Source organism: Nesterenkonia lacusekhoensis, assembly GCF_017876395.1.
Classification (GTDB): domain Bacteria; phylum Actinomycetota; class Actinomycetes; order Actinomycetales; family Micrococcaceae; genus Nesterenkonia; species Nesterenkonia lacusekhoensis.
The window spans coordinates 1,903,963-1,927,145 of sequence record NZ_JAGINX010000001.1 but is presented as its reverse complement, the minus strand read 5'-3'; the positions used below and the strand labels follow the sequence as shown (position 1 = coordinate 1,927,145).

At 66.3% G+C, this 23,183-nt stretch carries 21 protein-coding genes, 2 tRNA genes and 1 riboswitch; of the genes, 21 read left to right on the top strand and 2 right to left on the bottom strand.

Annotated features, from left to right (window positions below; translation table 11 throughout):
• Positions 1-79: 79 nt before the first annotated feature.
• The 4 genes from JOF45_RS09060 (at position 80) to JOF45_RS09045 (ending at position 3,067) form a co-directional block, all read left to right on the top strand.
• Positions 80-760 (top strand): O-methyltransferase, encoded by a 681-nt coding sequence (locus JOF45_RS09060; RefSeq protein ID WP_210049195.1) that lies wholly within the window; start codon positions 80-82, stop codon positions 758-760.
• 83 nt (positions 761-843) lie between these two features.
• Positions 844-932 (top strand) — tRNA-Ser (locus JOF45_RS09055).
• Between the two features lie 64 nt (positions 933-996).
• A tRNA-Ser gene (locus JOF45_RS09050) sits at positions 997-1,081 on the top strand.
• Between the two features lie 120 nt (positions 1,082-1,201).
• Complete coding sequence (locus JOF45_RS09045) at positions 1,202-3,067, top strand: FAD/NAD(P)-binding protein (RefSeq protein WP_210049194.1); 1,866 nt, start codon at positions 1,202-1,204, stop codon at positions 3,065-3,067.
• A gap of 18 nt (positions 3,068-3,085) precedes the next feature.
• Here the strand turns inward: JOF45_RS09045 and JOF45_RS09040 are convergent, their stop codons facing one another.
• Positions 3,086-3,862 (bottom strand): enoyl-CoA hydratase, encoded by a 777-nt coding sequence (locus JOF45_RS09040; protein ID WP_210049193.1) that lies wholly within the window; start codon positions 3,860-3,862, stop codon positions 3,086-3,088.
• Between the two features lie 53 nt (positions 3,863-3,915).
• On the opposite strand from JOF45_RS09040, the gene JOF45_RS09035 reads away from it, so the two are divergent.
• The 10 genes from JOF45_RS09035 to JOF45_RS08990 all read left to right on the top strand — a co-directional run bounded on the left by JOF45_RS09035 (position 3,916) and on the right by JOF45_RS08990 (position 16,141).
• Positions 3,916-5,313, top strand: a complete 1,398-nt coding sequence (locus JOF45_RS09035) for an MFS transporter (protein WP_210049191.1) — start codon at positions 3,916-3,918, stop codon at positions 5,311-5,313.
• 11 nt (positions 5,314-5,324) lie between these two features.
• Positions 5,325-6,242 (top strand): tRNA glutamyl-Q(34) synthetase GluQRS, encoded by a 918-nt coding sequence (gene gluQRS / locus JOF45_RS09030; RefSeq protein WP_210049189.1) that lies wholly within the window; start codon positions 5,325-5,327, stop codon positions 6,240-6,242.
• A gap of 63 nt (positions 6,243-6,305) precedes the next feature.
• Positions 6,306-6,422, top strand: a riboswitch (SAM riboswitch).
• Between the two features lie 16 nt (positions 6,423-6,438).
• The gene (locus JOF45_RS09025) at positions 6,439-7,860 is read left to right on the top strand and encodes an O-acetylhomoserine aminocarboxypropyltransferase/cysteine synthase family protein (RefSeq protein WP_210049187.1); all 1,422 of its coding nucleotides are present in this window, start codon (positions 6,439-6,441) and stop codon (positions 7,858-7,860) included.
• Positions 7,857-8,996 (top strand): homoserine O-acetyltransferase MetX, encoded by a 1,140-nt coding sequence (gene metX, locus JOF45_RS09020; protein WP_210049185.1) that lies wholly within the window; start codon positions 7,857-7,859, stop codon positions 8,994-8,996. The genes JOF45_RS09025 and metX overlap by 4 nt, the downstream gene beginning before the upstream one ends.
• Positions 8,997-9,042: 46 nt before the next feature.
• Positions 9,043-10,128: an acetamidase/formamidase family protein gene (locus JOF45_RS09015; RefSeq protein WP_210049183.1), complete on the top strand. Its 1,086-nt coding sequence runs from the start codon at positions 9,043-9,045 to the stop codon at positions 10,126-10,128.
• Positions 10,125-11,900 (top strand): AtzH-like domain-containing protein, encoded by a 1,776-nt coding sequence (locus JOF45_RS09010; RefSeq protein WP_342591449.1) that lies wholly within the window; start codon positions 10,125-10,127, stop codon positions 11,898-11,900. The genes JOF45_RS09015 and JOF45_RS09010 overlap by 4 nt, the downstream gene beginning before the upstream one ends.
• Entirely contained in the window at positions 11,897-12,391 is a 495-nt protein-coding gene (gene uraD / locus JOF45_RS09005; protein WP_188686906.1) for a 2-oxo-4-hydroxy-4-carboxy-5-ureidoimidazoline decarboxylase, read from the top strand. The genes JOF45_RS09010 and uraD overlap by 4 nt, the downstream gene beginning before the upstream one ends.
• A gap of 128 nt (positions 12,392-12,519) precedes the next feature.
• Positions 12,520-14,715, top strand: a complete 2,196-nt coding sequence (locus tag JOF45_RS09000) for an alpha/beta hydrolase (protein WP_210049181.1) — start codon at positions 12,520-12,522, stop codon at positions 14,713-14,715.
• Positions 14,716-14,783: 68 nt separating this feature from the next.
• Positions 14,784-15,425, top strand: coding sequence for a hypothetical protein (locus JOF45_RS08995; RefSeq protein ID WP_188686900.1), 642 nt, complete (start codon positions 14,784-14,786; stop codon positions 15,423-15,425).
• A 68-nt stretch (positions 15,426-15,493) separates the two neighbouring features.
• Positions 15,494-16,141, top strand: a complete 648-nt coding sequence (locus JOF45_RS08990) for a hypothetical protein (RefSeq protein ID WP_210049180.1) — start codon at positions 15,494-15,496, stop codon at positions 16,139-16,141.
• A 38-nt stretch (positions 16,142-16,179) separates the two neighbouring features.
• On the opposite strand, the gene JOF45_RS08985 is transcribed toward JOF45_RS08990, so the two are convergent.
• On the bottom strand, positions 16,180-16,740 hold the full coding sequence (locus JOF45_RS08985) for a DUF6892 domain-containing protein (RefSeq protein WP_188683450.1): 561 nt from the start codon (positions 16,738-16,740) through the stop codon (positions 16,180-16,182).
• 99 nt (positions 16,741-16,839) lie between these two features.
• Here JOF45_RS08985 and JOF45_RS08980 point away from each other — a divergent pair, with 99 nt between their 5' ends.
• From JOF45_RS08980 to pucL, 7 genes are all read left to right on the top strand, one after another.
• Positions 16,840-17,862, top strand: coding sequence for a DUF6177 family protein (locus tag JOF45_RS08980; protein WP_188683448.1), 1,023 nt, complete (start codon positions 16,840-16,842; stop codon positions 17,860-17,862).
• A complete protein-coding gene (locus tag JOF45_RS08975; RefSeq protein ID WP_188683446.1) occupies positions 17,859-18,203 on the top strand; it encodes a hypothetical protein in 345 nt (114 codons plus the stop codon). The genes JOF45_RS08980 and JOF45_RS08975 overlap by 4 nt, the downstream gene beginning before the upstream one ends.
• 232 nt (positions 18,204-18,435) lie before the next feature.
• The gene (locus JOF45_RS08970) at positions 18,436-19,680 is read left to right on the top strand and encodes a pyridoxal-phosphate-dependent aminotransferase family protein (protein ID WP_245324189.1); all 1,245 of its coding nucleotides are present in this window, start codon (positions 18,436-18,438) and stop codon (positions 19,678-19,680) included.
• Positions 19,677-20,999: an allantoate amidohydrolase gene (locus JOF45_RS08965; protein ID WP_245324188.1), complete on the top strand. Its 1,323-nt coding sequence runs from the start codon at positions 19,677-19,679 to the stop codon at positions 20,997-20,999. The genes JOF45_RS08970 and JOF45_RS08965 overlap by 4 nt, the downstream gene beginning before the upstream one ends.
• 2 nt (positions 21,000-21,001) lie before the next feature.
• Positions 21,002-21,865, top strand: coding sequence for a MurR/RpiR family transcriptional regulator (locus JOF45_RS08960; RefSeq protein ID WP_210049179.1), 864 nt, complete (start codon positions 21,002-21,004; stop codon positions 21,863-21,865).
• 41 nt (positions 21,866-21,906) lie between these two features.
• On the top strand, positions 21,907-22,233 hold the full coding sequence (uraH, locus tag JOF45_RS08955) for a hydroxyisourate hydrolase (RefSeq protein ID WP_210049178.1): 327 nt from the start codon (positions 21,907-21,909) through the stop codon (positions 22,231-22,233).
• A 29-nt stretch (positions 22,234-22,262) separates the two neighbouring features.
• On the top strand, positions 22,263-23,183 hold the full coding sequence (gene pucL / locus JOF45_RS08950) for a factor-independent urate hydroxylase (protein ID WP_210049177.1): 921 nt from the start codon (positions 22,263-22,265) through the stop codon (positions 23,181-23,183).

Genomic DNA, 23,183 nt, shown 5'->3' with positions numbered 1-23,183 from the left:
TCGACCCCCTGTGGAGAGCGGTCCGGGTTCCGCGCAGCCACCCCTTCCCAGCCTCGCCGCGGCTCCTTAGGCTGAGGCCATGACTACCGCGAATGAGCAGCAGTGGGCCGCCGTGGACGCCTATGTGGAACAGACCGTGGTCCGGCAGGACGAGGTCTTCGACCGAGTGCGGCGTCGCGCCGATGAGGCAGGTATGCCGCGGATCGAGGTCTCAGCCGCTCACGGCAAGATGTTGGCGCTGCTGGCTGAGATCTCGGGAGCGCGCCGCGTGCTGGAGGTGGGCACCCTGGCCGGTTTCTCGACCATCTGGATGGCCCGTGCCGTGGGGGATCAGGGGCAGGTCATCACGTGTGAGTACGAACCCCGCCATGCGGAGGTGGCCCAGGCCAATCTGGAGGATGCCGGCGTCGCCGACCGCGTGCAGATCCGCCTGGGTGCTGCTGAAGACTCCCTGCGCCAGCTCATCGCCGAAGAGCCCGAACCCTTCGATCTGGTGTTCCTGGATGCGGATAAGGCCGGCAACGCCCGCTACCTGCAGCTGGCCGTGCAGATGGCTCGTCCCGGAACCGTCATCGTGGGGGACAACGTGGTCCGTGGTGGGCAGATCCTCGACGCCGACTCACAGGATCCGGACATCCGAGGCATCTGGGACTTCCTCGAGGCCCAAGGGAGCAGCCCCGTCCTGGAGGCCACCGCGGTCCAGACCGTGGGGGCCAAGGGTTGGGACGGGTTCAGCCTGGCTGTGGTCCGGTCGGCCTGATCCGTACGCCGCTTTGAAACTTGGCCGGGCATGACGGTAGCCTTGAGTGTCGCATCATGGTGGTCCGCCGCTATGACGCAACAGGAGGCGTGCCGGAGCGGCCGAACGGACTTCACTGCTAATGAAGGATCCTCTTAATCGGGGATCGGGGGTTCAAATCCCCCCGCCTCCGCTTTTGGTAGCAGAGAATTTTTCAGCTACCATTGACTCTGCTCTTGAAGCAGAGCACAACTGAAGGAGGATTCGCCTAGCGGCCTATGGCGCACGCTTGGAACGCGTGTTGGGTTAACGCCCTCGGGGGTTCAAATCCCCCATCCTCCGCTCAGAGAAGGGTCCCGGTGTTCGCACCGGGGCCCTTCGTCGTATATACCTGCTGTCCGTACACCATTGTTGTCCGTACACCTGCTGATCGTCAGAGTATGGCCCACAGAGAGGATGAGGATGCCGCAACCGACTGGGGAGACTGTCATCGCCGTCGTCGGGGCAGGCCCCCGTGGCACTTCCTTCCTGGACCGGCTGTTGGCTCACCTGCAGCGTTCGCCCCGCCGCGGCGATCCCGCCCTGCGGGTGATCATCTTCGATCCGGCACCACACGGCCCCGGCCGCGTCTGGAACCCGGACCAGTCTCCGCTGTACCTGATGAACACCCCGGCCTCGTATCCGACGGCCGCATCTGAGGGGCCCACCTGCGACCAGATCCCGCCCTCCTCGGTCTCCTGCGGCTTCGCCCAGTGGCGTCGTCGCCATGCGCCGGCCGAACTTCGGGCAGCAGCCGCGCCCGACGACGCCGACTACCCCAGCCGCGCGGCCTACGGCACCTACCTGCGCTGGCTCCACCAGCGGGTCACCGCGGGTCTGGAGGACTGCGGCGTCGTGGTGGAGCGTCGCAGCACCGCGGCGACCCGCTGTGCGCCCCACGGTCGCCGCTACCTGCTGAGCACTGCGCAGGGTCAGCAGGAGGTCGACGCAGCGGTCCTGGCGCTCGGTCATATCCCCGCCCGGCTCAACGACCCCGGAGAGCGCCTGGCCCAGGCGGCGCAGGACCTGGGGTTGCGCTACCTGGCCCCGGCCGTCCCCACCGACGTGGACTACGACCTCCTGCCCCAGGAGGAGAATGTGTTGGTCCGCGGGATGGGCCTGAACTTCTTCGACCTGATGATCCAAGTGACCCTCGGGCGTGGGGGCTCCTTCCGTGAGCTGCCGGAGGCCCAACCCGGTCGGCGCCTGGAATACATCCCCTCCGGCCGGGAGCCCAGGCTGATCGCCGGTTCTCGGCGCGGGACCCCGTACCGGGCCAAATCCAGCGCGCCCGGCTTCATCCCGGAGGGGGTCGAGCTGGTGCACTTCACCGATGATGCCATCGATGAGGCGGAGCGGCGCCACGACTTCTTGGACTTCCGCGCGCACCTCTGGCCCCTGATCCTGCAGGACGTGCTGCACACCTACTACCGGACGGGGCCGGACGCAGAGCCCGTGGCGCAGGAGGAGGGGCTGGCCCATCCTCCCGTAACCCATCCGCCCGCGGAGCGTCTGCCGGAGGCGGAGAGGTTCGTGCGGTCCTTGGGGAGGCCCTTCGACGGAGCTGCCTTCACCTCCCACGACGACTACCAGCAGCACATGCTCAGCTATCTGGTGGAGGACGCGGCCACCTCCGACGCCGGCACGGCCAGCCCGCTGAAGATGGCCATCGGGGCTCTGCATGCGGCCCGGATGAAGCTCAAGGAGCTGATCTCCCAGGGGCGGGTGGCCCAGGCCAGCCGGATCGACGACGTCGAGACCTGGTTCGAATCGTTGGTCGAAGGCGCGGCCAGCGGACCGCCGCCGCAGCGGATCGAGGAGCTGGCGGCTCTGGCCCGGGCCGGCGTCGTGGAGTTCCTGGGGCCGGAGCCGGTCTTCGACGTGGACCGGGAGACGGGGCGCTTCACCGCCGAATCACCGTGGGTGGGGGCGGAGGAGCCCTACCGTGCCGGGTATCTGCTGGAGGCGATGATGCCGGCCAACCGGGTCCAGCTCTCTGAGTCGCCCCTGGTGGCCGGGCTGCTGAAGGACGGCCTGGCGCGGCCGCAGGAGCTCATCGACTCCTCCGGTGCCCCGCGTGCGGGCAAGGGCTTCGACGTCACGCCTGCTCCGCACCGGCTCATCAGCGCAGACGGCGAGATCTGCGAGGGGCTCTACGTGTTGGGACTGCAGCTGAGCTCAGTGCAGTGGGGGACGGCCATCGCCGCGGAGTCCGGCGGCAGCCCGAGCGGCTCGGCGCGCACCCTGGCCGACGCCGACGCCGCTGCCCGGGCCATCCTCGGCCTCTAGCGCTCAGCGCAGTTCAGCTCAGCGGTGCTTCCATTCGGGGCTGCGCTTCTCCGCGAAGGCCGCCATGCCCTCGGTCTGGTCCTCCGTGGAGAACAGAGCGTGGAAGAGTCGGCGCTCGAACTGCAGGCCCTGATGCAGCGGTGACTCGAAGGCGGCAGACACAGCCTCTTTGGCCATCTGAGCTGCCGGCTTGGACTTCGAGGCGATGGTCCCGGCGGCCTTGGCAGCCTCGGTCTCCAGCAGTTCGTCGGGGACCACCCGGGAGACCAGGCCGATCCGTTCTGCCTCCTCGGCGCCGATGTGCCGTCCGGTGAGGACCATATCCATGGCTTTGGCCTTGCCCACCGACCGGGTGAGCCGCTGGGAGCCGCCCATGCCGGGGATGACGCCCAGATCGATCTCCGGCTGCCCGAACTTCGCACTCTCGCCGGCGATGATCAGGTCGGCCATCATAGCCAGCTCGCAGCCTCCGCCCAGGGCGTAGCCGGAGACGGCGGCCACCACTGGAGTGCGCAGCCGGGCGAACTCATCCCAGCGCCCGAACCAGTCACGGCTGTACATCTCAGCGAAGTCCTTGGAGGCCATCTCTTTGATGTCCGCCCCGGCGGCGAAGGCCTTCTCCGAGCCGCTCAGCAGGATCGCGCCGATCTCCGGGTCGGCGTCGAACTCCACGGCGGCCCGGACCACCTCGTCCATCAGTTCGGCGTTGAGCGCGTTCAGCGCCTCCGGCCGGTTCAGCCGGATCATGCCGATGCGTTCCTCGGTGGAGACGGTGATCGTCGTGAAGTCATTCATACGTCTGATCCTCTCGGACCGGGGAAGTCCTGACAAGAGGTAGGATCTTCGGAATGACGCAGCAGGCATTCCTCAGCGCTGAGGGGCATCGGAAGACCCGCGAGGAGAAGAAGGTCCTCGCCGGAACCTTGGTGGGGACCACGATCGAGTGGTACGACTTCTTCATCTATGCACAGGCGGCAGGATTCGTCCTGGCTGTGCTGTACTTCGAACCCTTGGGCGAGGAGAACCAGACCCTGGCCCAGCTGGTGGCCTGGGCCTCGATCGGCATCTCCTTCCTCTTCCGCCCTCTGGGCGCCATCCTGGCCGGCTGGCTGGGCGACCGCTACGGACGCAAGCTCGTCCTGGTCCTGACCCTGCTGGGCATGGGCGGGGCCACCGCCTTCATCGGCCTGCTGCCGACCTACGCGGCCTGGGGCATGGCCGCCCCGATCCTGCTGGTGGTCCTGCGCATCCTGCAGGGTCTCTCCGCCGGCGGCGAATGGGGCGGTGCCGCTCTGCTGGCCGTCGAGCATGCCCCGCGCCACAAGCGCGGCCTGTTCGGCATGTATCCGCAGATCGGCGTCCCCCTGGGCATGTTCATGGCGGCCATCTCCATGTTCGGTCTGCGTGCTGCGCTGACCGAGGAGCAGTTCCTGGAATGGGGCTGGCGCATGCCGTTCCTCTTCTCCTTCGTGCTGATCGTGGTGGCCTACCTGATCCGCCGCCGGGTGGAGGAGTCCCCGGTCTTCGCCGAGATGAAGCAGCGGAAGAAGGAGTCCTCGGCTCCGCTCAAGGAGCTGCTGACCACCCATAAGAAGAACGTCTTCCTGACCGCTCTGATCTTCTCGGCCAACAACGCCGCGGGCTACATGATCATCGTCTTCTTCGCCTCCTACGCCTCCAGCGCCGTGGGATTCTCCACCACCGACACGCTGATCGCCTCCCTGGTGGGCGCGCTGGGCTGGTTCATCTTCACCTACTTCGGCGGTTGGATCAGCGACCGCATCGGCCGCGTGCTGACCTATCAGATCGGCTTCGGGATCCTGATCCTCTGGTGTATCCCGATGTGGTTCCTGATCGACACCGGCTCTCTGCTGATGTTCGCGCTCGCGGTGTTCGTGCTGACCATCGGCCTGGGCCCCTCCTATGGCCCGCAGTCGGCCCTCTACGCCGAGATGTTCCCGGCGGATGTCCGCTTCTCCGGGGTGTCCATCGGCTACGCCTTCGGCTCCATCATGGGCGGAGCCTTCGCTGCGACCATCGCCCAGGCCATCTACGACGCCACCGGCCAGGGATGGATGATCGGCCTCTACCTCTCCGGCCTCTCGCTGATCTCGCTGATCGCGGTCTCCCTGGTGCCGAAGACGCTGCAGGGCATCGACCTGGAGGCCGGGGGCAGCTCGGCGGAAGGCTCCGAGACTCCCGAATCCGAAACCCGCAGCTCCGGTGAGCATCTGCCGGTGAAGTGAGCCGCTGACCGATGCCCGCAGGCCGTTATGCACCCAGCCCCTCAGGAGATCTGCACCTGGGGAACCTGCGCACGGCCCTGCTCGCCTGGCTGGCCGCCCACGCCGAGGACCGTCAGCTGCTGCTGCGTTACGAGGATCTCGACGCCGGCCGCACCGTCGCCGGCTCGGCTGAGCGTCAGCGCGCTGATCTGGAGTCTCTGGGGATCACCTTCGGCGGCGACGTCCTCCGGCAGTCCCAGCGTCAGGACATCTACGACGACGCCGTCGCTGAGCTCCGCAGCCGAGGCCTGGTCTACGAATGCTTCTGCACCCGGCGCGAGATCCAGGAGGCGGCGCGGGCACCCCACGCCCCGCCAGGCGCCTATCCGGGCACCTGCCGGACTCTCAGCGAGCAGGACCGGGCCCGGCGTCGGGAGCAGCGTCCGCCGGCGCTGCGGCTGCGCGTTCCGGATTGGCAGCGTGAGCAGAGCGTCGAGGACCGGCTGCTGGGCCGCGTGGACGGCGTCGTCGATGATCTGGTGCTGATCCGCAACGACGGCACCGCCGCCTACAACCTGGCTGTGGTGGTCGATGACCACCTCACCGGCGTGGACCAGGTGCTGCGCGGTGACGATCTGGCCTCCTCCGCGCCGCGGCAGGCCTACCTGCGGGAGCTGCTCTACGGTGCGCAGGCCCGCTCGGCGGTGGAGTACATCCATGTCCCGCTGGTGCTCAGCCCCGAGGGCCGCAGACTCGCCAAACGCGACGGTGCGGTCACCCTGGCCCAGCTCCGGGAACGGGGCATCGGACCCGACGCCGTCCGCGACCTGCTGCTGGACTCGCTCGGTCTGCCCCCGGGGTCGTTGGGCCATGCGTCGGAGGCCTTCCGGCTGGAGGATCTTCCGTGTGATCCGTGGACCTTTCAGGAGTCTGCCCTGCCGCAGCTCTGAGCGGCTACACCTCGCGTAACAGTGACTTGCCCTTTTCACGGCGCGCAGGCAGACTTATTCCCAGGTCAAGAGCGCCAGCGCAAAACCCCGGTTTGCTGGCCGGCAACCCTCCACTTCGCGGTGGGGTGCCCCGGGTGACGACCAGGTCCGGCGGAGGACGCCGCCGGGCAAGCGCGAGTTTCACGGAGTGTATTCGATGGCTGCATCGACCGAACCCACCTTGGACATCCAGTCCGCCCACTTCGAGACCCGGCAGATCCATGCCGGAGTCTCCCCGGACCCCGTCACCGGGGCCCGGGCCCTGCCCATCCAGCAGACCACCTCCTTCGTCTTCCCCGACGCCGAGGCCGCCGCACGGCGCTTCGGTCTGGAGGAGATCGCCCCCATCTACTCCCGCATCGGCAACCCCACGGTCCAGGCCGTGGAGGACAAGGTTGCGGCTCTGGAGGGCGGCGTGGGAGCGCTCGCTGTGGGATCGGGCCAGGCGGCGACCACCCTGGCCCTGCTGAACCTGGCCGAGGGCGGTGGGCACATCGTCGCCTCGCCCTCGCTCTACGGCGGCACGCAGAACCTCTTCAAGCACACCCTGCCCAAGCTGGGCATCGACGTCAGCTTTGTGGAGGACCCGGACGACGTCGCCTCCTGGCGGGCCGCCGTTCAGCCGAACACTGCGGCCTTCTTCGCCGAGACGGTGGCCAACCCCCGCACCGACGTGTTGGACATCGAGAGCGTGGCCGACACCGCCCATGAGGTCGGCGTGCCGCTGGTGGTCGACAACACGCTGGCCACGCCGTACCTGTGCCGGCCCATCGAGTTCGGCGCCGATGTGGTGGTCCACTCCGCCACGAAGTTCCTGGGCGGGCACGGCACGGCCATCGCCGGGATCATCGTCGACGCCGGCACCTTCGACTACTCCAAGCATCCGGACCGGTTCCCCGGCTTCAACGAGCCGGACGAGAGCTATCACGGTCTGGTCTTCGGCAGGGATCTGGGGCCCGAGGGCATCTTCGGGGTGAATCTGTCCTTCGTCCTGAAGGCACGGGTGCAGCTGCTGCGGGACCTGGGCCCCACGCTGTCACCGCACAACGCCTTCGAGATCAACCTCGGCCTGGAGACGCTGAGCCTGCGCGTGGAGCGCCACGTGCACAACGCCGCGGCCGTGGCTCGCTTCCTGCGCGATCACCCGGCCGTCCGCCAGGTCTTCTACTCCGGACTTCCGGAGAGCCCCTGCTGGGAGCATGCCCAGAAGTACCTTCCCCACGGTGTGGGAGCCGTGCTGTCCTTCGAGGTCCACGGGGAGGATGCCGCGGCCCAGGCCGCCAACGGCCAGGCCGTGGTGGACGCCCTGCAGCTGCATTCCCTGGTGGCGAACGTGGGCGATGTGCGCTCTCTGGCCATCCACCCGGCCTCGACCACCCACCGTCAGCTCACCCCGGAGGACCAGAAGGCCGCCGGCGTGAAGCCGGGCGTGGTGCGCCTCTCTGTGGGGATCGAGCACCTGGACGACATCCTGGCCGACCTGCGGCAGGCTCTGGACGCCGTGGGGCAGAATGCGCCGCAGCCGGCGACAGAGGCGGCCGCTCCTGCCGGTGCAGCGGCAGGAACCTCTGCGCGATGACTCTGCAGGCCCCCTGCGCCGCGGCTGCCCCGGCGAACGATTTCGGACACCGTCCCGCCGGGGCGCTGCAGATCGCGGAGGTGGGGGCCTACACCTTCGAGACCGGCAGGTTCCTGCCCTCGGTCGAGATCGCCTTCGAGACGTGGGGGACCCTCAACGAGGCCGGGGACAACGCGATCCTCGTCGCCCACGCACTCACCGGAGACACCCATGTCGCCCCGACGGAGGCGGACCCCGGATCCGGCTGGTGGGAGAGCCTGCTCGGTGCGGGCCGTCCCATCGATCCGGAGCGTTGGTTCGTCGTGGCTCCGGCCATGGTCGGCGGCTGCTACGGCTCCACCGGCCCTGCCTCTCCGGACCCGGAGGGTGAGCCCTGGGGGTCCCGCTTCCCGTTCGTGACGATCAGGGACTCGGTGCATCTGGAGGCACGCCTGGCCGATCAGCTGGGGATCACTGAGTTCCATACCGTCATCGGCGGCTCCATGGGTGGGGCGCGCGCTCTGGAATGGGCGGCCACCTACCCGGATCGGGTGGGCGGCGTCGCCGTCTTCGCCTGCGGGGCGGCGTCGACTGCCGAGCAGATCGCCTTCGGGCAGGCCCAGATCAAGGCCGTGGAGAACGACCCTCATTTCCACGGCGGCGACTACTACGGCGGGACCGTGCCCGAGGCCGGTCTGCAGCTGGCGCGGCGGATCGCCCACATCACCTACCGCACAGAGACTGAGCTCTCGGTGCGGTTCGGCCGTGAGCCCCAGGGCCGGGAGGAACCCTTCGGGTGGTCCTCCCGTCGGCGTGGGCGCTACCAGGTGGAGTCCTATCTGGACCATCAGGCGGAGAAGCTGTCCTCCCGCTTCGACCCCAATGCCTACATCGTGCTGACCGAGGCGCTGATGAGCCACGACGTCGGCCGCGGCCGCGGGGGAGCGGCGCAGGCTCTGCAGAACATCACCGCGGTGCCGTTCCTGGCCGCGGTGGACAGCGACCGGCTCTACTTCCCGGAGCAGTCCCGCGAGATCGCCGAGCTTCTGCCCGGCGAGCATGAGGTGCACATGATCGCCTCACCCATCGGTCATGACGGCTTCCTGACCAGCCCGGACCAGCTGGCAGATCAGATGCGCCGCACATTGGGCCTCTGAGCTTCCCGACACTTCGGCGTAACACGGGGCTGTAACACTGTGGCCTATGACCAGAATCCTCCAGCCCGGCGACCATGTCCCCGAAGGTGCCGCCTACCTCCCCGCCACTGATGAAAACGTCCTGTGGGGCCGCCTGCCCTGCGCCGCCGATGACCCGGTGCTGCGCATCGCTCCGGGGGAGGAGGTCGTGATCGACACCCTGTCCCATGAGGGGATTCTGGAGGACCAGGGGCGGGATCCGCGCGCCTACTTCGCCCGGCACGGAGTGCAGGAGGAGCAGGTGCTCCGCGACGCCGTCGCGCTGGCGGCAAGCGATCATCCGCGCCGCCCGACCCAGGACGGTCCGCATGTGAACACCGGGCCGATCTACGTGGAGGATGCCCGTCCCGGCGACTTCCTGAAGATCACGGTGAACAGGCTGGAGCGCCGCGTGCCCTACGGCGTGATCTCCAACCGGCACGGCAAGGGAGCGCTTCCCGAGGAGTTCCCGCGGGCCCAGGAGAGCGTCTCCGTCTTCGCAGCGGTGGATGAATCGCAGGGGAGAGCCAAGGGCACCATCGCACCCTTCGCCGGCGCGGAGCGGACGGTCAGCTTCGACCTGGCCCCCTTCTTCGGCACGATGGGTGTGGCCGTGGACGGCGAGGACCGCCCGCACTCTGTGCCTCCCGGACGCCACGGCGGAAACATCGACATCGCGCTGCTCACCGAGGGCGCCTCCCTCTATATCCCTGTGCAGGTCCCTGGTGCCCTGGCCTTCGTCGGTGATCCGCACTTCGCCCAAGGTGACGGAGAGGTCGCCCTGACCGCCATGGAGGCCAGCCTGCGCGGACATGTGAGCTTCGACGTGGTGGCGCGCGAGGAGGCGCTGACACGCTTCGGCGACCAGGTGGGCCCCATCGCCGAGACGGCCGAGCACCTGATCCCCACCGGCATGGACGAGGACCTGGACCTGGCAGTGCAGAACTGTGTGCGCAATGCGATCGCGCTGCTGCAGGCCCGTTGGGGTCTGGACCCCGAGCACGCCTACGCGTACCTCTCCGCCGCCACGGACTTCAACATCTCCCAGGTGGTGGATATCGTCAAGGGTGTCCATGCGCGGGTGAAGCTCGAGGACTTCAAGGGGGTCCGGTGAACGTTCAGCACGGTGATGACCAGCAGGTGACCATCGACCAGGATGGAGTCCCGCAGTACCGGCGTCCTGCTGCTCAGGGTGATGATCGACCGGATGTGGAAGCGGCCTTCTGGGCCTATGAGCAGGCGCTGATGGCTGATGACCTGGAGACGATGGCTCACCTCTTCGCCCCGGGGGAGCAGACGCTGCGCGGCGACGCCTCCGGGCTGATGGTCTCCCACGAGGAGATCACCGGATTCCGCGGCGCTCGCGGAGGTGCGCCCAAGCGGCGGATCGTGGAGCTGCATGTGCGTGCGCTGGGCTCCGATCACGCCTCCACCGTGGCGATCACCGAGCTGGTGGATGCCTCCGGCGCCTCCACAGGGCGCGGCCAGCAGACCCAGGTGTGGACCAGATCTGACAACCCCGACGCCGGCCACCAGGGCTGGCAGTGCTCCGTGGCCCATGTGATGGTGGCCCCGCCCGTCTTCGACCGCAGGGTCTGGCGCGTGCTGGGCGCACCGTTGGTGCCCGCTGCGGCGGAGGCGAAGGAGCAAGGCGCGCTGGCCGGTCACACGGTGGCGGTCAAGGATCTCTTCTCCGTGGCCGGACAGCGGGTGGGTGCCGGGTCCCCGGCCTATCTGGCTGAGGCCCAGGTGCAGGAGGCGACGGCGCCCGCCGTGGAGACGCTGCTGGAGGCCGGTGCTGAGATCACCGGTCTGGCGGCCACCGACGAGTTCGCCTACAGCCTGGCCGGCACCAACACCCACTACGGAACCCCGCCGAACCCGCGTGCGCCGCGGCGGATCAGCGGCGGGTCCAGCTCCGGCTCGGCCTCGGCCGTGGCTCTGGGGCATGCGAGCATCGGGCTCGGCACGGACACCGGCGGGTCCATCCGCGTGCCCTCGGCCTATCAGGGCCTGTGGGGCATCCGGACCACCCATGATCTGGTGAGCCGTGAGGGCCTGCTGCCGCTGGCCGACAGCTTCGACACCGTCGGATGGATGACCCGGACCCCGCAGGCTCTGGCCGATGCCGCCGAGGTGCTGATCCCCGAGACCGAGGTGGCGGCCGCCGCGGCCTCTGTGCCCTCGGCGATGGGCGGGATGGCCAGCACCAGTCCGCGGCTGATCGTGCCCAAGGGGCCGGTGGCCTGGCCGGCGTCGCGCGCTCTGGGCGAGCTCAAGGCGATCCCGCAGCTGACCGACCTGGCCGATCCGGAGGTGGCCCAGGCGGTGCGCAGCGCCGCCGCCGAGGCCACCCAGCTGGACGTGGCCCTGGACGAGGAGACGCTGGGGCAGTGGGTGACCGCCTTCAGCACAGTGCAGGGCCGGGAGGCCTGGACCAACCACGGCGAGTGGGTGGCCGAGCACTGGGAGCAGCTGGCTCCCGATGTGGCGGCCCGCTTCCGCCGCGCGGAGAGCTTCAGTGCCGATGACGAGGTGCGGGCCCGCGAGCTGATCGCTCAGGTGCGTGAGAAGGTGCGCGGCTGGGTCGGCGAGGGTGTGTTGGCGCTGCCCTCGGCGTCCTCTGCGGCTCCGCTGATCCGGGAGGCTTCCGCCGGCGGTGAGCTGATCGAGGCTCAGCGGCAGCGGACCCTGATGCTGACCTGCGTGGCCGGCCTGGCCGGACTGCCGGTGGTCAGCGTGCCGCTGCGCACGGAGGGCTCCGAGGGACGTCCGGGACTGCCGGTGGGCCTGAGCCTGGTGGGCCCCTCCGGCAGCGATAAGGCACTGATCCGCTATGCCGCCGAGCTGGTGGGCGCCGAGGTCGCGGGAGCTGGTCAGCGATGAAGCTCGAGGAGTTCAACAGCGCCGAAGCGGAGACCGCGGGAGAGCTGCTGCACACCTGCGCGCCCATCGCCTCCTGGCGGGCGGCGCTGCTGGCTCGACGGCCCTTCGGCTCCCAGCAGGAGCTGCTGGAGACGGCGGAGGAGCTGGCCGCCGGATGGGCCGATCAGGAGGTGGATGCGGCGCTGGCGCACCACCCGCGGATCGGGGAGAAGGTCCAGGGCAGCGGTGCTGAGGCGCAGGCCTCACGCAGCGAGCAGGGGAACCTGTCAGAGGACGAGAAGGCCCGTCAGGAGTGGGTGCAGGCCAATGTGGCCTATGAGGAGAAGTTCGACCGCATCTTCCTGATCCGCGCCAAGGGCCGCAGCTCCGAGGAGATGCTGGAGCAGCTGCACCAGCGGCTGGAGAACTCCCCGGAGACCGAGAACGAGGTCCGGCGCGGCCAGCTGGCCGAGATCGCCCTGCTGCGGCTGAAGGAGTCCGTGGAGAGCTGAGTAGGTAACGCGCACGAAACCTCAGGTTGTTCTGTTCCGCACAGTGGTGATGTACGTTGGGCCACGACGTGAACATAAGGGCGCGAGGTCGGCCCCGGTTCCTCGCGCTGAGGGCAGTGTGAGGTTTGATGATCTACGAAGGTACCCAGACGAACAATATTCTGTTCCCCACTGAGGTGGATGTCCCCTGGGATGACTTGGACTCTTCGGCATCAGGGCTGAAGTCTTCGGCACGTGCAGTTGCTGATTCGGCATCCGATGTGGGTGGTACCTGGACGGGACTGCAGACTGCGTATCAACAGCCGTCGACTCAGGACGTGGTGTGGTCGGCCATGGACGATGTCCCATCCACAGTTGAGGATTGGGCCGAGACCATGGAATCGGCAGGTTCGGCTCTGCAGGACTTCGTAGAGGAAGGACGTCCCCTTCAAGCGCGATGTGAAGAGCTGAAGGCACAAGCCAGGGCGCTGCAGGTCCGTCTGACTTTTTCCGAGATCGATCTCTCTTCACCCACTGTCGATGATGAGGAGACGGCAGCTGCTGAGGAGCTCCTGCGCGAAGATATCGCCCAGCACAACAGTGAGGTTCTGACTTTCAACTCTGACTGGCGGAGCTTGGAGTCTCGTATCGAGGGTGATCTGATCGCCCTCCAGTCCTCCAGCGGAGTGAACGAAGATATTCCAGAGGTCTATGCCACCGGCTCTGGCGGTGTAGCGACGCCTGTCGGCACATTCAGCTCTGAGTTCGACCTGGGTTCGGTGGTCGCGACAGCGACGAGTGGGGAACTGTCGCTGGAAGAGGTTCAGGAGATTGCCGAAGAGATCGAGGGCAATGATGACATGAGCTGGGCTGATTGGGCTGCTCAGAACCCAGAGCTGGCTGCGGAGCTGGCGGAGAACGAGCTGACCAGTGAGGACCAGCTTCCGGAGGGGGCCGAGGATCTCTATGGGCTGTCGCAGCAGGATCAGAACGATCCAGCGACCATAGACGCTATCGCTGAGACGTGGAATTCGTTGGAAGACGAGGAGCAGTGGGCATTGCTCATGATGTTCCCCGCGGTCTTCGGCAACATGAATGGTGTGAAACTAGAGGACCGGGGGAGGGCGAACGCAGTTCACCTGCAGGGACAGATCGTTCACCACGAGCGTGAGGTGGAAGAGCTCAACGAAGAGCATAGGGAGCTGAACAATCCTAGGCAGCAGTCAGAAGCGCGAGAGGTGCGGCAGCAACGGGAGTCAGTTCAGGAGGAACTCAATGCTCTCGAGACTGCAGCTGAAGAGATGCGTACGCAGGATTTCCAGGTGATCTATTTGGACACCGAGGATGCGGGTCAATTTGCCGGGTTGTATGGAAGTCTTGACGGTGAAACCGAGCATCTGCATACTAACGTCCCTGGAAGTGAGAGCGACCTGACTACTTTGGGTACTGGGTTGGGTCGGACAAAGAGTGCTGCAGGGATTGGCTCAGAGGGAGTGCCTGATGATACTGCGGCGATCTACTGGCAGGGCATGGACACTCCGCCGGGTGTTCTGGACAACGTAACAGCAAGCGACGATGAACTTCTGGATATGGTGGACGAAGGGGCAGAGTCGTTGGCCGCCTTTGATTACGCCGTCAACATGGAGATTGACCAAGAGAACGTGCGGACGAGCTACGATGCCCACAGCTTTGCCGCGTCTGTTATTGGAACAGCGGCTGAGGAAGAAGCGCTGACGAACAGCGACACTGGTGAAAACTATGGTGTTCAAGCAGATGCCATAACGATCATGGGGCCCGTTGGCTTTGGCCAGAATATTGAATCACGGGACGATCTGGCGAATGAAGACGTTGAGATCTACTGGGTAGAAACACGGTCAGATGTGGTTGATCCTAGGAGAGATGAGGGGCTCATCGACATGCCTTATATGAGTCATCTTACAGAAGGGGTCACGTTCCATGACCTCATGGGCGATCTCGATGTCGTTCGCCTTGAGTCTGGAGTTGATGAGAATGGTGAGCTGTTGGAGAACAGCGGAGGCTATATCAATAAGAAGGGTGGCGGCCACGGCTCTTACTTTACCTCTGATTCTGAGTCTTTAGAGGCTATCCAGAGAGCGTCTGCTGGAGAAGGCGAAGTAGTGCCGTATGTAGATGATGAGATTTTTGAAGAGCATGTAGAGATTAGAGCAGTTCAGCCGGAAGAGGGAGCTGACTATTACGTCAGGGAGTATGACGTGATTGGATCAGACTTGCCTCCAGTCAGTACGAAGATTGAGGCTATCGAGATTATGCTCGCGGAAGAGATCGTGGATCCCGTTGATGTCAGTGAATACGCTAGAGGGTAGGTGCTTTAGGGGTAATCTATAAGGAGGGGGGCGAGATGAATTTGTGTCGACGGGAGGTGTGGTAGCGAATGACTGGAGCGACCCATCGCGCCAAGGGGGCAATCGCCTCGATTCCTAAATGGGTGCTAGGTTTCGTCGGCGCGTCTGTGATTGTTGTTGGGTTCCTTGTTTACCTATCGTCGTCGCGCATGGGTGAAGATGAGTTCGCTCAAGTAGCTTCTGGGCTCGAAGCGGAGTTTCCCGAGATGCTTCAAGTTGACGAGGCGGCTGAATTCAGGGCTTATGAGGACCTACATGAGTATGAATGTCCGACAGGACTTTCCGGGCATGGGGATCCTGAAGAAACTTCCTTGCGCGCGGAGGTGGTTGCTGAGCTGGAGGATGAGGGTATGGCTGAGGAGCTTCTTGGCGAAATCGAAAGTTCGTGGACCACCGATTATGGATGGTCCATGATTGAGCAGCGAGATCTCCGTGACTCAGGACGGTCTGAAGTGTTGTCGACGACTGAATATAGTCGGGAGTGGGATGAGGGCTATGTCACACAGGCTTTCGTGGAGCACAATTACTTTGAAGATGTAGATGCTCACGCTGTGCACATCCGGGTCAGCGGTGACTGCGTGCGTCACACGGATAGCTCCCGAAGTACTGGTGATTACTCGCTGGGTCTCCCTCCGTTCATCGACTATAGCTGGGCGGGTAATTCTGGCTGAGAGCTGAGTGGCGCTCTGAGGGCTCGGTCTGTCCGTGAAGCGGCCGGAGCGGGTAGAAAGGGTGACGTATGAGCAGCTCGGACAGTCGCGTTCACTCCGCGCTGGCGCGTGTCCCGGTGATGTATTGGTGCCTCGCGGCGTTGGTGGGAACTTGGGTCTTGGTGTACTTAGTCTTCTCGCGGCCATCGATCAGCGCCGAGGATTTCGACGCAGGAGCGTCTGATCTGGAGGAATCATTTCCTGCGATGGTGGAGGTGAGCGATCAGGCTGATTTCGGAGCCAGCGGTGACCCTCACACTACGTCCTGCCCGACAGGGATATCTGGGCAATCTGACCTAGACGTCATCAAGCTGCGAGCAGGAGCAGTCGACGAAGTGGATGATGAAACGGCTGCTGAAGAGGTCCTGGCCGATATCGAGGAGGCCTGGACAGGTGATGATGGCTGGGAGTTGGAAGACGTCGGCACGACGTCCGGCAGAGGGGACTTCACCGGAGTCTCCCGCTATACGTACACACGGGAGTGGGGCGGAACGCTCGACAGTCAGGCGCATGTCGACCATGTGCATCATGAGGAGTCAGACGGACGTGCGATTCAGATCCGGATCACCGGAGACTGCCTGCGCCATATCGACGGTCGGTCCAGCGTAGGGGAGTATGAGTTCGATATGCCGTCGTTCGAAGGTTACAGCTGGGATCAGGAGGACGACTCCGACTGAGCGCTGACTGGAGGCGCGCTGCCGGCGTCGGGCGGTGGTCACACGATGCGGAGGTTGGGGAAGGTCTCCGGGTCGATGCCTTCGCTCTCGGGCGTTCCGGCGGCCACGATGATCTCGATGCCGGCTTCGGCCATCGGGCGCAGCGTCTCGAGACGGACGATGTAGCCGCCCACGAGGTTCACGGTGGTGAGGTTCCGGAGCTGTTCGAAGCCGCTGATGTCTTGAACGGTGAAGCGGTCATCGGTCCCACCCCAATCGCCGCCGTCGGCATCCACCCAGTCGTAGCCTCGGCCGCCGGCCTCGAAGGTGAGCTGCTGCACCGAGTCCAGGGCTTCTTGGGATAGAGGGAGGTCCGCGATGAAGCGCATGATCTCCGGGGAAGGGGAAGGCGAGGGGACTGGAGCGCGCATCAGCATCTCCTGCTCGAATGCTGAAGGGCTGGGGAACACCGCCAGCAGCTCATCGTCGTAGCGGCCCCGAATCTGGTCCAGCGCGTTGACCGTTTCGGGCGGAAGGCCGACCGGGCCTTCCATGATGTCGCTCATCACCGCGATCTTGAACCGAATGTCGGCAAACCGCCCTGTGGAGTCTCGGATCATGGAGGGCCTCCTTCGCGCTGCAGGTTCCTGGCCATGTCAGAGCCTATGCCAAGATGGTCCTGAAAAGCTCACCGGCCCAGCGACCAGGGAGGAGCGGTGGTGCAGGAACGGTACTGGCCCGTGGCCGATGAATGGGCCGGAGATTTCGCCGTGCATGTCGCCGGCCCTACTTCTGTCATCCGCTACACCGCGGCACTTCGGGCACTCTTCCAGACGGTGGAGAAGCATAAGAAGACCGCTGTGCTGCACAGCAGCCCGCAGCATGTGCTCTCTCCGGTCACAGCGACTGCAGTGGAGCTCACCGGTGGCTTTGGCCTTCAGCGGCGATATCGCTACGGGAAGCCGGGCCGTGCCGCAGCCTATTGGCACATCGCCGAGGGACCTGTAGGTCAGCAGGTGTTCTACAACGGGCTGACGGGACGCATGGCCGGAACCCGAGCTGAGCTGCGCGAGGTCGGGGACAACCCGCTCCACCCTCGGTTCGCCGCGGATGCGCACCCTCAGCAGGCTGCTCTGCGCTTCAGCGTCCACCGGCTCCGGCGGCCGGAGGAGGACGTTCCGATGGGTGCACTCGCTGAGTTCCTCCTCCCGCGCCTCGGGGGAGGGGCGCCAGAGGCTTGGGATCTGACCGAACCGCTCGCCAGGCCATGGAATGTGACCGATGTGGATGCCTCCGCCGAGCCTCTGGGCGGGGAGCCGCCCTTCGCCGTACCCGCTGTCTACTTCACAGATGGGCGCGGTGCCTGGGGATCCATCACGGTACGCCGGGATGAGGCGGGACTGATCGAACACACCTCAGGAAGCATTCCGTTGGGCCCCTATCCGCAGGACGTCCGCCCAGCGACTGACCTGGCCACTGCTGCTGCGCGAGATCTGGCCCAAGCCTTCCCATCCTGCGTGCAGGGGTTCTTCAGCCTGCGCGACGTGGACCCGGGCCTGTTCCGCAGCGTCCGTCCTCATGTCCCGGACCGCGCGCTCGCGCTCCTGGTCGGCCCGCGGGCGGCCCCGGATTTCACGTTCTGGGCTGAAGATCCTTCATATGGGGATGGGCGCATCGACGTCGTGGGGTCCCACCCGTACCAAGCCGGGATCGTCACGTTCGGAGGAGACGACCTGCTATGAGCCTGCAGTACGCCATGTTGAGCCGCAATCCATGGACTACGAACAGCCTGGACAAGACCATCGCCAAGATGAAGTCCTCCTTGCCGTTCCAATGGGCGCTGTCCGAGGACGGGGAAGCGGCTGATCTGATCGGCCCCGATGGATACCTGCTGCTCTCCGTGCACCGTTCGCGGCCGATCCTCTACCGGGAGCATGCGGCGTCGATGATCGTCGGTCCGCCGAAGACGTTCCACCTCTGGACCGACGTCAGTGTCCCGGCCTATGCCCCGCAGGGTCCCGCGATGGATGCGTTGAACGCCCTCGCCCGTGCCTGCCGCGGCACAGCCCACCAGGTGGTCTAGAGGAGGCGCGCGGGAGGCGCGCTGCCGGCGTCGGGCCCTGGTGTGACCACCGAGTTCTCTACCGCCTTCGCGACAAATCTCTCGGGAGAACCGGGGTGAGATGTCGTCAAGTCAGGTGAACTCTGCCCCTCCCGCCCCAAGCGACCTCGCCCCACGCCACCCCCCACCCTGTCTCCAGAGTTTCAACCGCCTGTTTCATCCCTGAAACATTCGTTTCAGTAGACTGGTGATCATGAACGACTCCTCTCCTGCCACGGCACAGATCAATCCCCCTCAGCGCCTGCTGATGGGCCCGGGCCCCGTGAACGCGGATCCGCGCGTGCACCGGGCCATGTCCGCCCAGCTGGTCGGGCAGTATGACCCCTCCATGACCGGGTACATGAACGAGGTCATGGAGCTCTACCGGGGAGTCTTCAAGACCCAGAACGAGGCCACCCTGCTCATCGACGGCACCTCCCGCGCCGGCATCGAGGCCGCGTTGGTCTCCCTGGTGGAGCCCGGTCAGAAGGTCCTCATCCCGGTCTTCGGCCGCTTCGGCTACCTGCTCAAGGAGATCGCCGTGCGCGTGGGCGCAGAGGTCGCCGTCCGGGAGAAGGACTGGGGTCAGGTCTTCACCGCCGAGGAGATCGAGCAGGCCATCATCGAGGAGAAGCCCACTCTGCTGGCCCTGGTCCAGGGCGACACCTCCACCACCATGAACCAGCCGCTGGAGGGCATCGGCGAGATCTGCGCCGAGCACGGCGTGCTCTTCTACACCGACGCCACCGCCTCCCTGGGCGGCAACGAGTTCCTCGCCGACGCGTGGGGGATCGACGCCGCCACCGCCGGTCTGCAGAAATGCCTGGGCGGTCCCTCGGGCTCCAGTCCCATCACACTGAGCGAGAAGGCCGTGGAGACCGTCCGCGCCCGCCGCCACGTGGAGGAGGGCATCGCCGACGGCACCGCCGGTCAGGGCACGCGCATCGCCTCGAACTACTTCGACCTGTCCATGATCCTCGACTACTGGGGGCCGCAGCGGCTGAACCACCACACCGAGGCCACCACGATGCTCTACGGCGTCCGCGAATGCGCGCGCCTGCTGCTGCAGGAAGGCATGGACAGCGCCATCAAGCGCCACCGTCTCCACGGCGAGGCCATGCTGGCCGGCGTCCAGGGCCTGGGCCTGCAGGTCTTCGGCGACGTCGCCCACAAGATGAACAACGTGGTCGCCGTGGAGATCCCCGCTGGTGTTGACGGCGACGCCGCCCGCAACGCCATGCTCACCGACTATGGCATCGAGATCGGCACCAGCTTCGGCCCGCTGCACGGCAAGGTCTGGCGCATCGGCACCATGGGCTACAACGCGCGCAAGGACGCGGTGCTGCTGACTCTGGCCGCCCTGGAACAGGTGCTGCGCTCCGCCGGCGCGCAGATCACGGCAGGCGGCGGTGTCGGCGCGGCACAGGAGATCTACCAGAACGAGGTGACTGCGCGATGACCTACCAGCCCTCCGAGGCCACGATGGCCGCAGCCCAGCGCATCATGGACCGCTGTGATGAGCTGGCCGGGATCACAGCCCTCACCGACGACGCCGGCCACTCCGCCGGCATCCTGCGTGCCTACCTCACCCCGGAGCACGCCGAGCACAACGCCCTGGCCGCCGCATGGATGACCGAGGTGGGCCTGTCCACCTGGCAGGACGCAGCCGGCAACCAGTGCGGGCGCTTGGAAGGCAGCCAGGACGGCCTCCCGGCCCTCATGCTCGCCTCGCACCTGGACACCGTGCCCGACGCCGGCCGCTACGACGGCATCCTGGGCGTGCTGCTGGCCATCGAGGTCGCCCGCCGGGTCAAGGAACGGGTCCAGCAGACCGGTGCGCGGCTGCCCTTCGCTCTGGAGGTCGCCGCCTTCGCCGATGAGGAGGGCACCCGCTTCGGCACCACGCTGCTGGGCTCCTGGGCCATGGCCGGCAAATGGCAGGAAGCCTGGTGGGATCAGGCCGACGCCGACGGCGTGACCCTGCGCGAAGCCTTCACCCGCTTCGGCCTGGACCCGGAGCGCGTCACCGAGGCCGCCCGGAGACCCGAGGACCTGGTGGGCTATCTCGAGGCTCATATCGAACAGGGTCCCTACCTGGAGGCCGCCGGCCGCCCGCTGGGCGTGGTCACCAGCATCGCCGGGACTCGGCGCTTCCTGATCTCAGTGATCGGCGAGGCTCGCCACGCCGGCGGCACTCCGTATGAGCGCCGCAAGGACGCCCTGATCGGCGCCTCCCAGGCGGTGCTGGACATCGAACGCATCGCTCGTGAGCAGGGTGCCATCGCCACCGTCGGTCAGTTGGAGGCCCGCCCCGGAGCGGTCAACGTGGTGCCCGGCCGTGCCGACTTCTCCCTGGACCTGCGCGCTGAGCAGGATGCCGTGCGCGACGGCGCCTGGGAGTCCATCCGCGCCGCCGTGGAGGAGTTCTGTGGAGGTCGCGGGCTGCAGGTGGAGATCGAAGAGATCCACAATGCGCCCACGGTCTGGTGTGATGATTCGCTGCGCCAAGCTGTGGTGGCCGGCATCGGGACCACAGGGGACACCGATCCGATGCACCTGTACTCCCGCGCTGGTCATGACGCGATGGCCATGGCGGCGGTCACCGACTTCGCCATGCTCTTCACCCGCTGTGAGGACGGCATCAGCCACCACCCGGCGGAGAATGTGATCCTCGAGGACGTGGCCTATGCGCTGGACGCCTTCGAGGATGCCGTCTGGTCGGTGGCCGAGTCTCAGCAGTCGGAGAGGCCGGCGTCGGCGGAAGCGGGTAGCCTCTGACCATGGCTGAGGAGACACCGCACGAGACCAGGATCGACGCCCGCATCGATGCCAGATACGGCAGCCTGCCTCCGCAGGAGCGCCGGGTGGCGGACTTCCTGTTGGAACATCTGGGTGATCTGGCGATCTTCTCCGCCGCGGACATCTCGCGGGAGACCGGAGTCTCCAAGGCCACCGTCTCCCGGCTGTTCCGCAAGCTCGAGTTCGACGACTTCAAAGAGGTGCGTGACCACGCTCGGGCGCTGCGCCATCGTGGTCTGCCCACGGCTTCTCCGGTGATCACCGGCGACAGTGAGGACAGCGCGGGAGTGGATCGGCACCAGGCCAAGGAGCAGGAGAACCTCTCCCGCCTGGTGGCGCTGCTCTCCGACGGACGGCTGACCGACGCCGTGGAGCGGATCGCCGCCGCGGAGCGGGTGGTCATCGTCGGGCTGCGCAACAGCTACCCCGTGGCGCTGCATCTGCATCAGCAGCTCATCCAGGCTCGCAGCCAGGTGCGGGTGGCCCCGCAGCCGGGACAGACCCTCGGCGAGGAGATCGCGGGACTGGGCGAGAAGGATCTGGTCGTCGCCATCGGTTTCCGGCGCCGCCCGGCGGTCTTCCAGCGGCTGATGGACCGTCTGGAGCAGTCTCCGGTCCAGAGCATCTGCATCGGCGACGGCACCTCGCGCCGTTACGCCGCCCAGGCCGACTGCTGGCTCGAGTGCCCCATCGACTCCGCCGGAGCCTTCGACTCCTACGCCACAGCCATGTCGCTGGTGGGAGTCCTGTCCAACAGTGTGCTCAACGAACGCATCTCCACCGGCCGCAGGCGGATCTCCGCCATCGCGGCCGCCTACGACGACCTCGACGAGCTGGAACTCTGACCTGACCGCTCACCATCGGATACAGACGAGGAGCATCACCGATGAGCTTCATCACCACGCACGTGCTCAACAACGCCACCGGCCTGCCTGCCGCGGGGGTCGGCGTCGAACTCTCTGATGCCGACGGGGCGGTCATCGCCACCGGCACCACCGACGACGACGGCCGCGTCGGCGATCTGGGACCGGAAAGCTTGGACTCAGGCACCTACCGGCTGCGCTTCGCAGTGGGGGAGTACTTCGCCTCCCGCGGCGAGGAGACCTTCTTCCCCGAGGTGACCATCGCCTTCGCCGCAGATGCCGACGCCGGCCACTATCACGTGCCGCTGCTGCTGAGCCCATTCGCCTACTCCACCTACCGCGGCAGCTGAGCCGGCGGGCCTGAAAGAGAGGAACCTCCATGCCGAACCCTGACATCGTCCTGGGCCCCAACCAGTACGGCAAGGCCGAAGTGCGGGTGGTCCGCGTGTACCGCGACACAGAGGTCCACACCCTTCAGGACCTCAACGTCACCTCCCTGCTGCGCGGGAACTTCGACGAGACCTTCCTGACCGGTGATAACACCACAGTGCTGACCACCGACGCGCAGAAGAACACCATCCACTCCTTCGCCAAGAAGAAGGGGATCAGCTCCCCGGAGGAGTTCCTGCTGGAGCTGGGTCGGCACTTCACGGCCATGGACCACGTCACCGGCGGACGCTGGGAGACCGAGGCCTTCAACTGGGAGCGCATCCAGGTGCCTGGTCCCGACGGCGCCCCCACCGGCCACAACCACTCCTTCGTGCGGAACAAGGACGACATCCGCACCGCGGCGCTGACTGTGGAGGACGGCGTCGAGTATGTGCTGGGCGGCTTCAAGGACCTGACCGTGCTGAAGTCCACCGGCAGTGAGTTCCACGGCTACCCCAAGGACCGCTACACCACGTTGCCGGAGACCACTGACCGCATCATGGCCACCGACATCACTTCCCGCTGGCTCTTCCGCCCGGGTGCCGAGGGCGTGGACTACGACGCCGTCTACGCGCGCACCAAACAGATCATCATGGAGCAGTTCGCCCAGGTGCACTCGCTGTCTCTGCAGCAGACCCTCTACGCCGCCGGCGAGGCCGTCCTGGAGGAATTCGAGGAGATCGAGGACATCCGGTTCGTCATGCCGAACAACCACCACTACCTGGTGGACCTGGAGCGGTTCGGCGTGGAGAACGACAATGAGGTCTTCGAGGCCGGCGTGCTGCCCTACGGCTTCATGAACGCCTCGGTGACCCGCGCCGGAGCCGAGCCCAAGCCCAAGGCCTGGGAGTGGATCGGCGGCTTCTGCTGA

Coding starts and splice junctions, on each gene's coding strand:
- JOF45_RS08985 (WP_188683450.1), bottom strand. CDS start 16,740: ATGATCCGAGACTCCACAGGGCGGTTTGCCGACATTCGGTTCAAGATC.
- JOF45_RS09015 (WP_210049183.1), top strand. CDS start 9,043: ATGACCAGAATCCTCCAGCCCGGCGACCATGTCCCCGAAGGTGCCGCC.
- JOF45_RS08995 (WP_188686900.1), top strand. CDS start 14,784: ATGACTGGAGCGACCCATCGCGCCAAGGGGGCAATCGCCTCGATTCCT.
- JOF45_RS08965 (WP_245324188.1), top strand. CDS start 19,677: ATGACCTACCAGCCCTCCGAGGCCACGATGGCCGCAGCCCAGCGCATC.
- JOF45_RS09060 (WP_210049195.1), top strand. CDS start 80: ATGACTACCGCGAATGAGCAGCAGTGGGCCGCCGTGGACGCCTATGTG.
- JOF45_RS08960 (WP_210049179.1), top strand. CDS start 21,002: ATGGCTGAGGAGACACCGCACGAGACCAGGATCGACGCCCGCATCGAT.
- JOF45_RS09025 (WP_210049187.1), top strand. CDS start 6,439: ATGGCTGCATCGACCGAACCCACCTTGGACATCCAGTCCGCCCACTTC.
- JOF45_RS09040 (WP_210049193.1), bottom strand. CDS start 3,862: ATGAATGACTTCACGACGATCACCGTCTCCACCGAGGAACGCATCGGC.
- uraH (WP_210049178.1), top strand. CDS start 21,907: ATGAGCTTCATCACCACGCACGTGCTCAACAACGCCACCGGCCTGCCT.
- JOF45_RS08975 (WP_188683446.1), top strand. CDS start 17,859: ATGAGCCTGCAGTACGCCATGTTGAGCCGCAATCCATGGACTACGAAC.
- JOF45_RS09045 (WP_210049194.1), top strand. CDS start 1,202: ATGCCGCAACCGACTGGGGAGACTGTCATCGCCGTCGTCGGGGCAGGC.
- gluQRS (WP_210049189.1), top strand. CDS start 5,325: ATGCCCGCAGGCCGTTATGCACCCAGCCCCTCAGGAGATCTGCACCTG.
- JOF45_RS08990 (WP_210049180.1), top strand. CDS start 15,494: ATGAGCAGCTCGGACAGTCGCGTTCACTCCGCGCTGGCGCGTGTCCCG.
- JOF45_RS09035 (WP_210049191.1), top strand. CDS start 3,916: ATGACGCAGCAGGCATTCCTCAGCGCTGAGGGGCATCGGAAGACCCGC.
- metX (WP_210049185.1), top strand. CDS start 7,857: ATGACTCTGCAGGCCCCCTGCGCCGCGGCTGCCCCGGCGAACGATTTC.
- JOF45_RS09000 (WP_210049181.1), top strand. CDS start 12,520: ATGATCTACGAAGGTACCCAGACGAACAATATTCTGTTCCCCACTGAG.
- pucL (WP_210049177.1), top strand. CDS start 22,263: ATGCCGAACCCTGACATCGTCCTGGGCCCCAACCAGTACGGCAAGGCC.
- JOF45_RS08970 (WP_245324189.1), top strand. CDS start 18,436: ATGAACGACTCCTCTCCTGCCACGGCACAGATCAATCCCCCTCAGCGC.
- uraD (WP_188686906.1), top strand. CDS start 11,897: ATGAAGCTCGAGGAGTTCAACAGCGCCGAAGCGGAGACCGCGGGAGAG.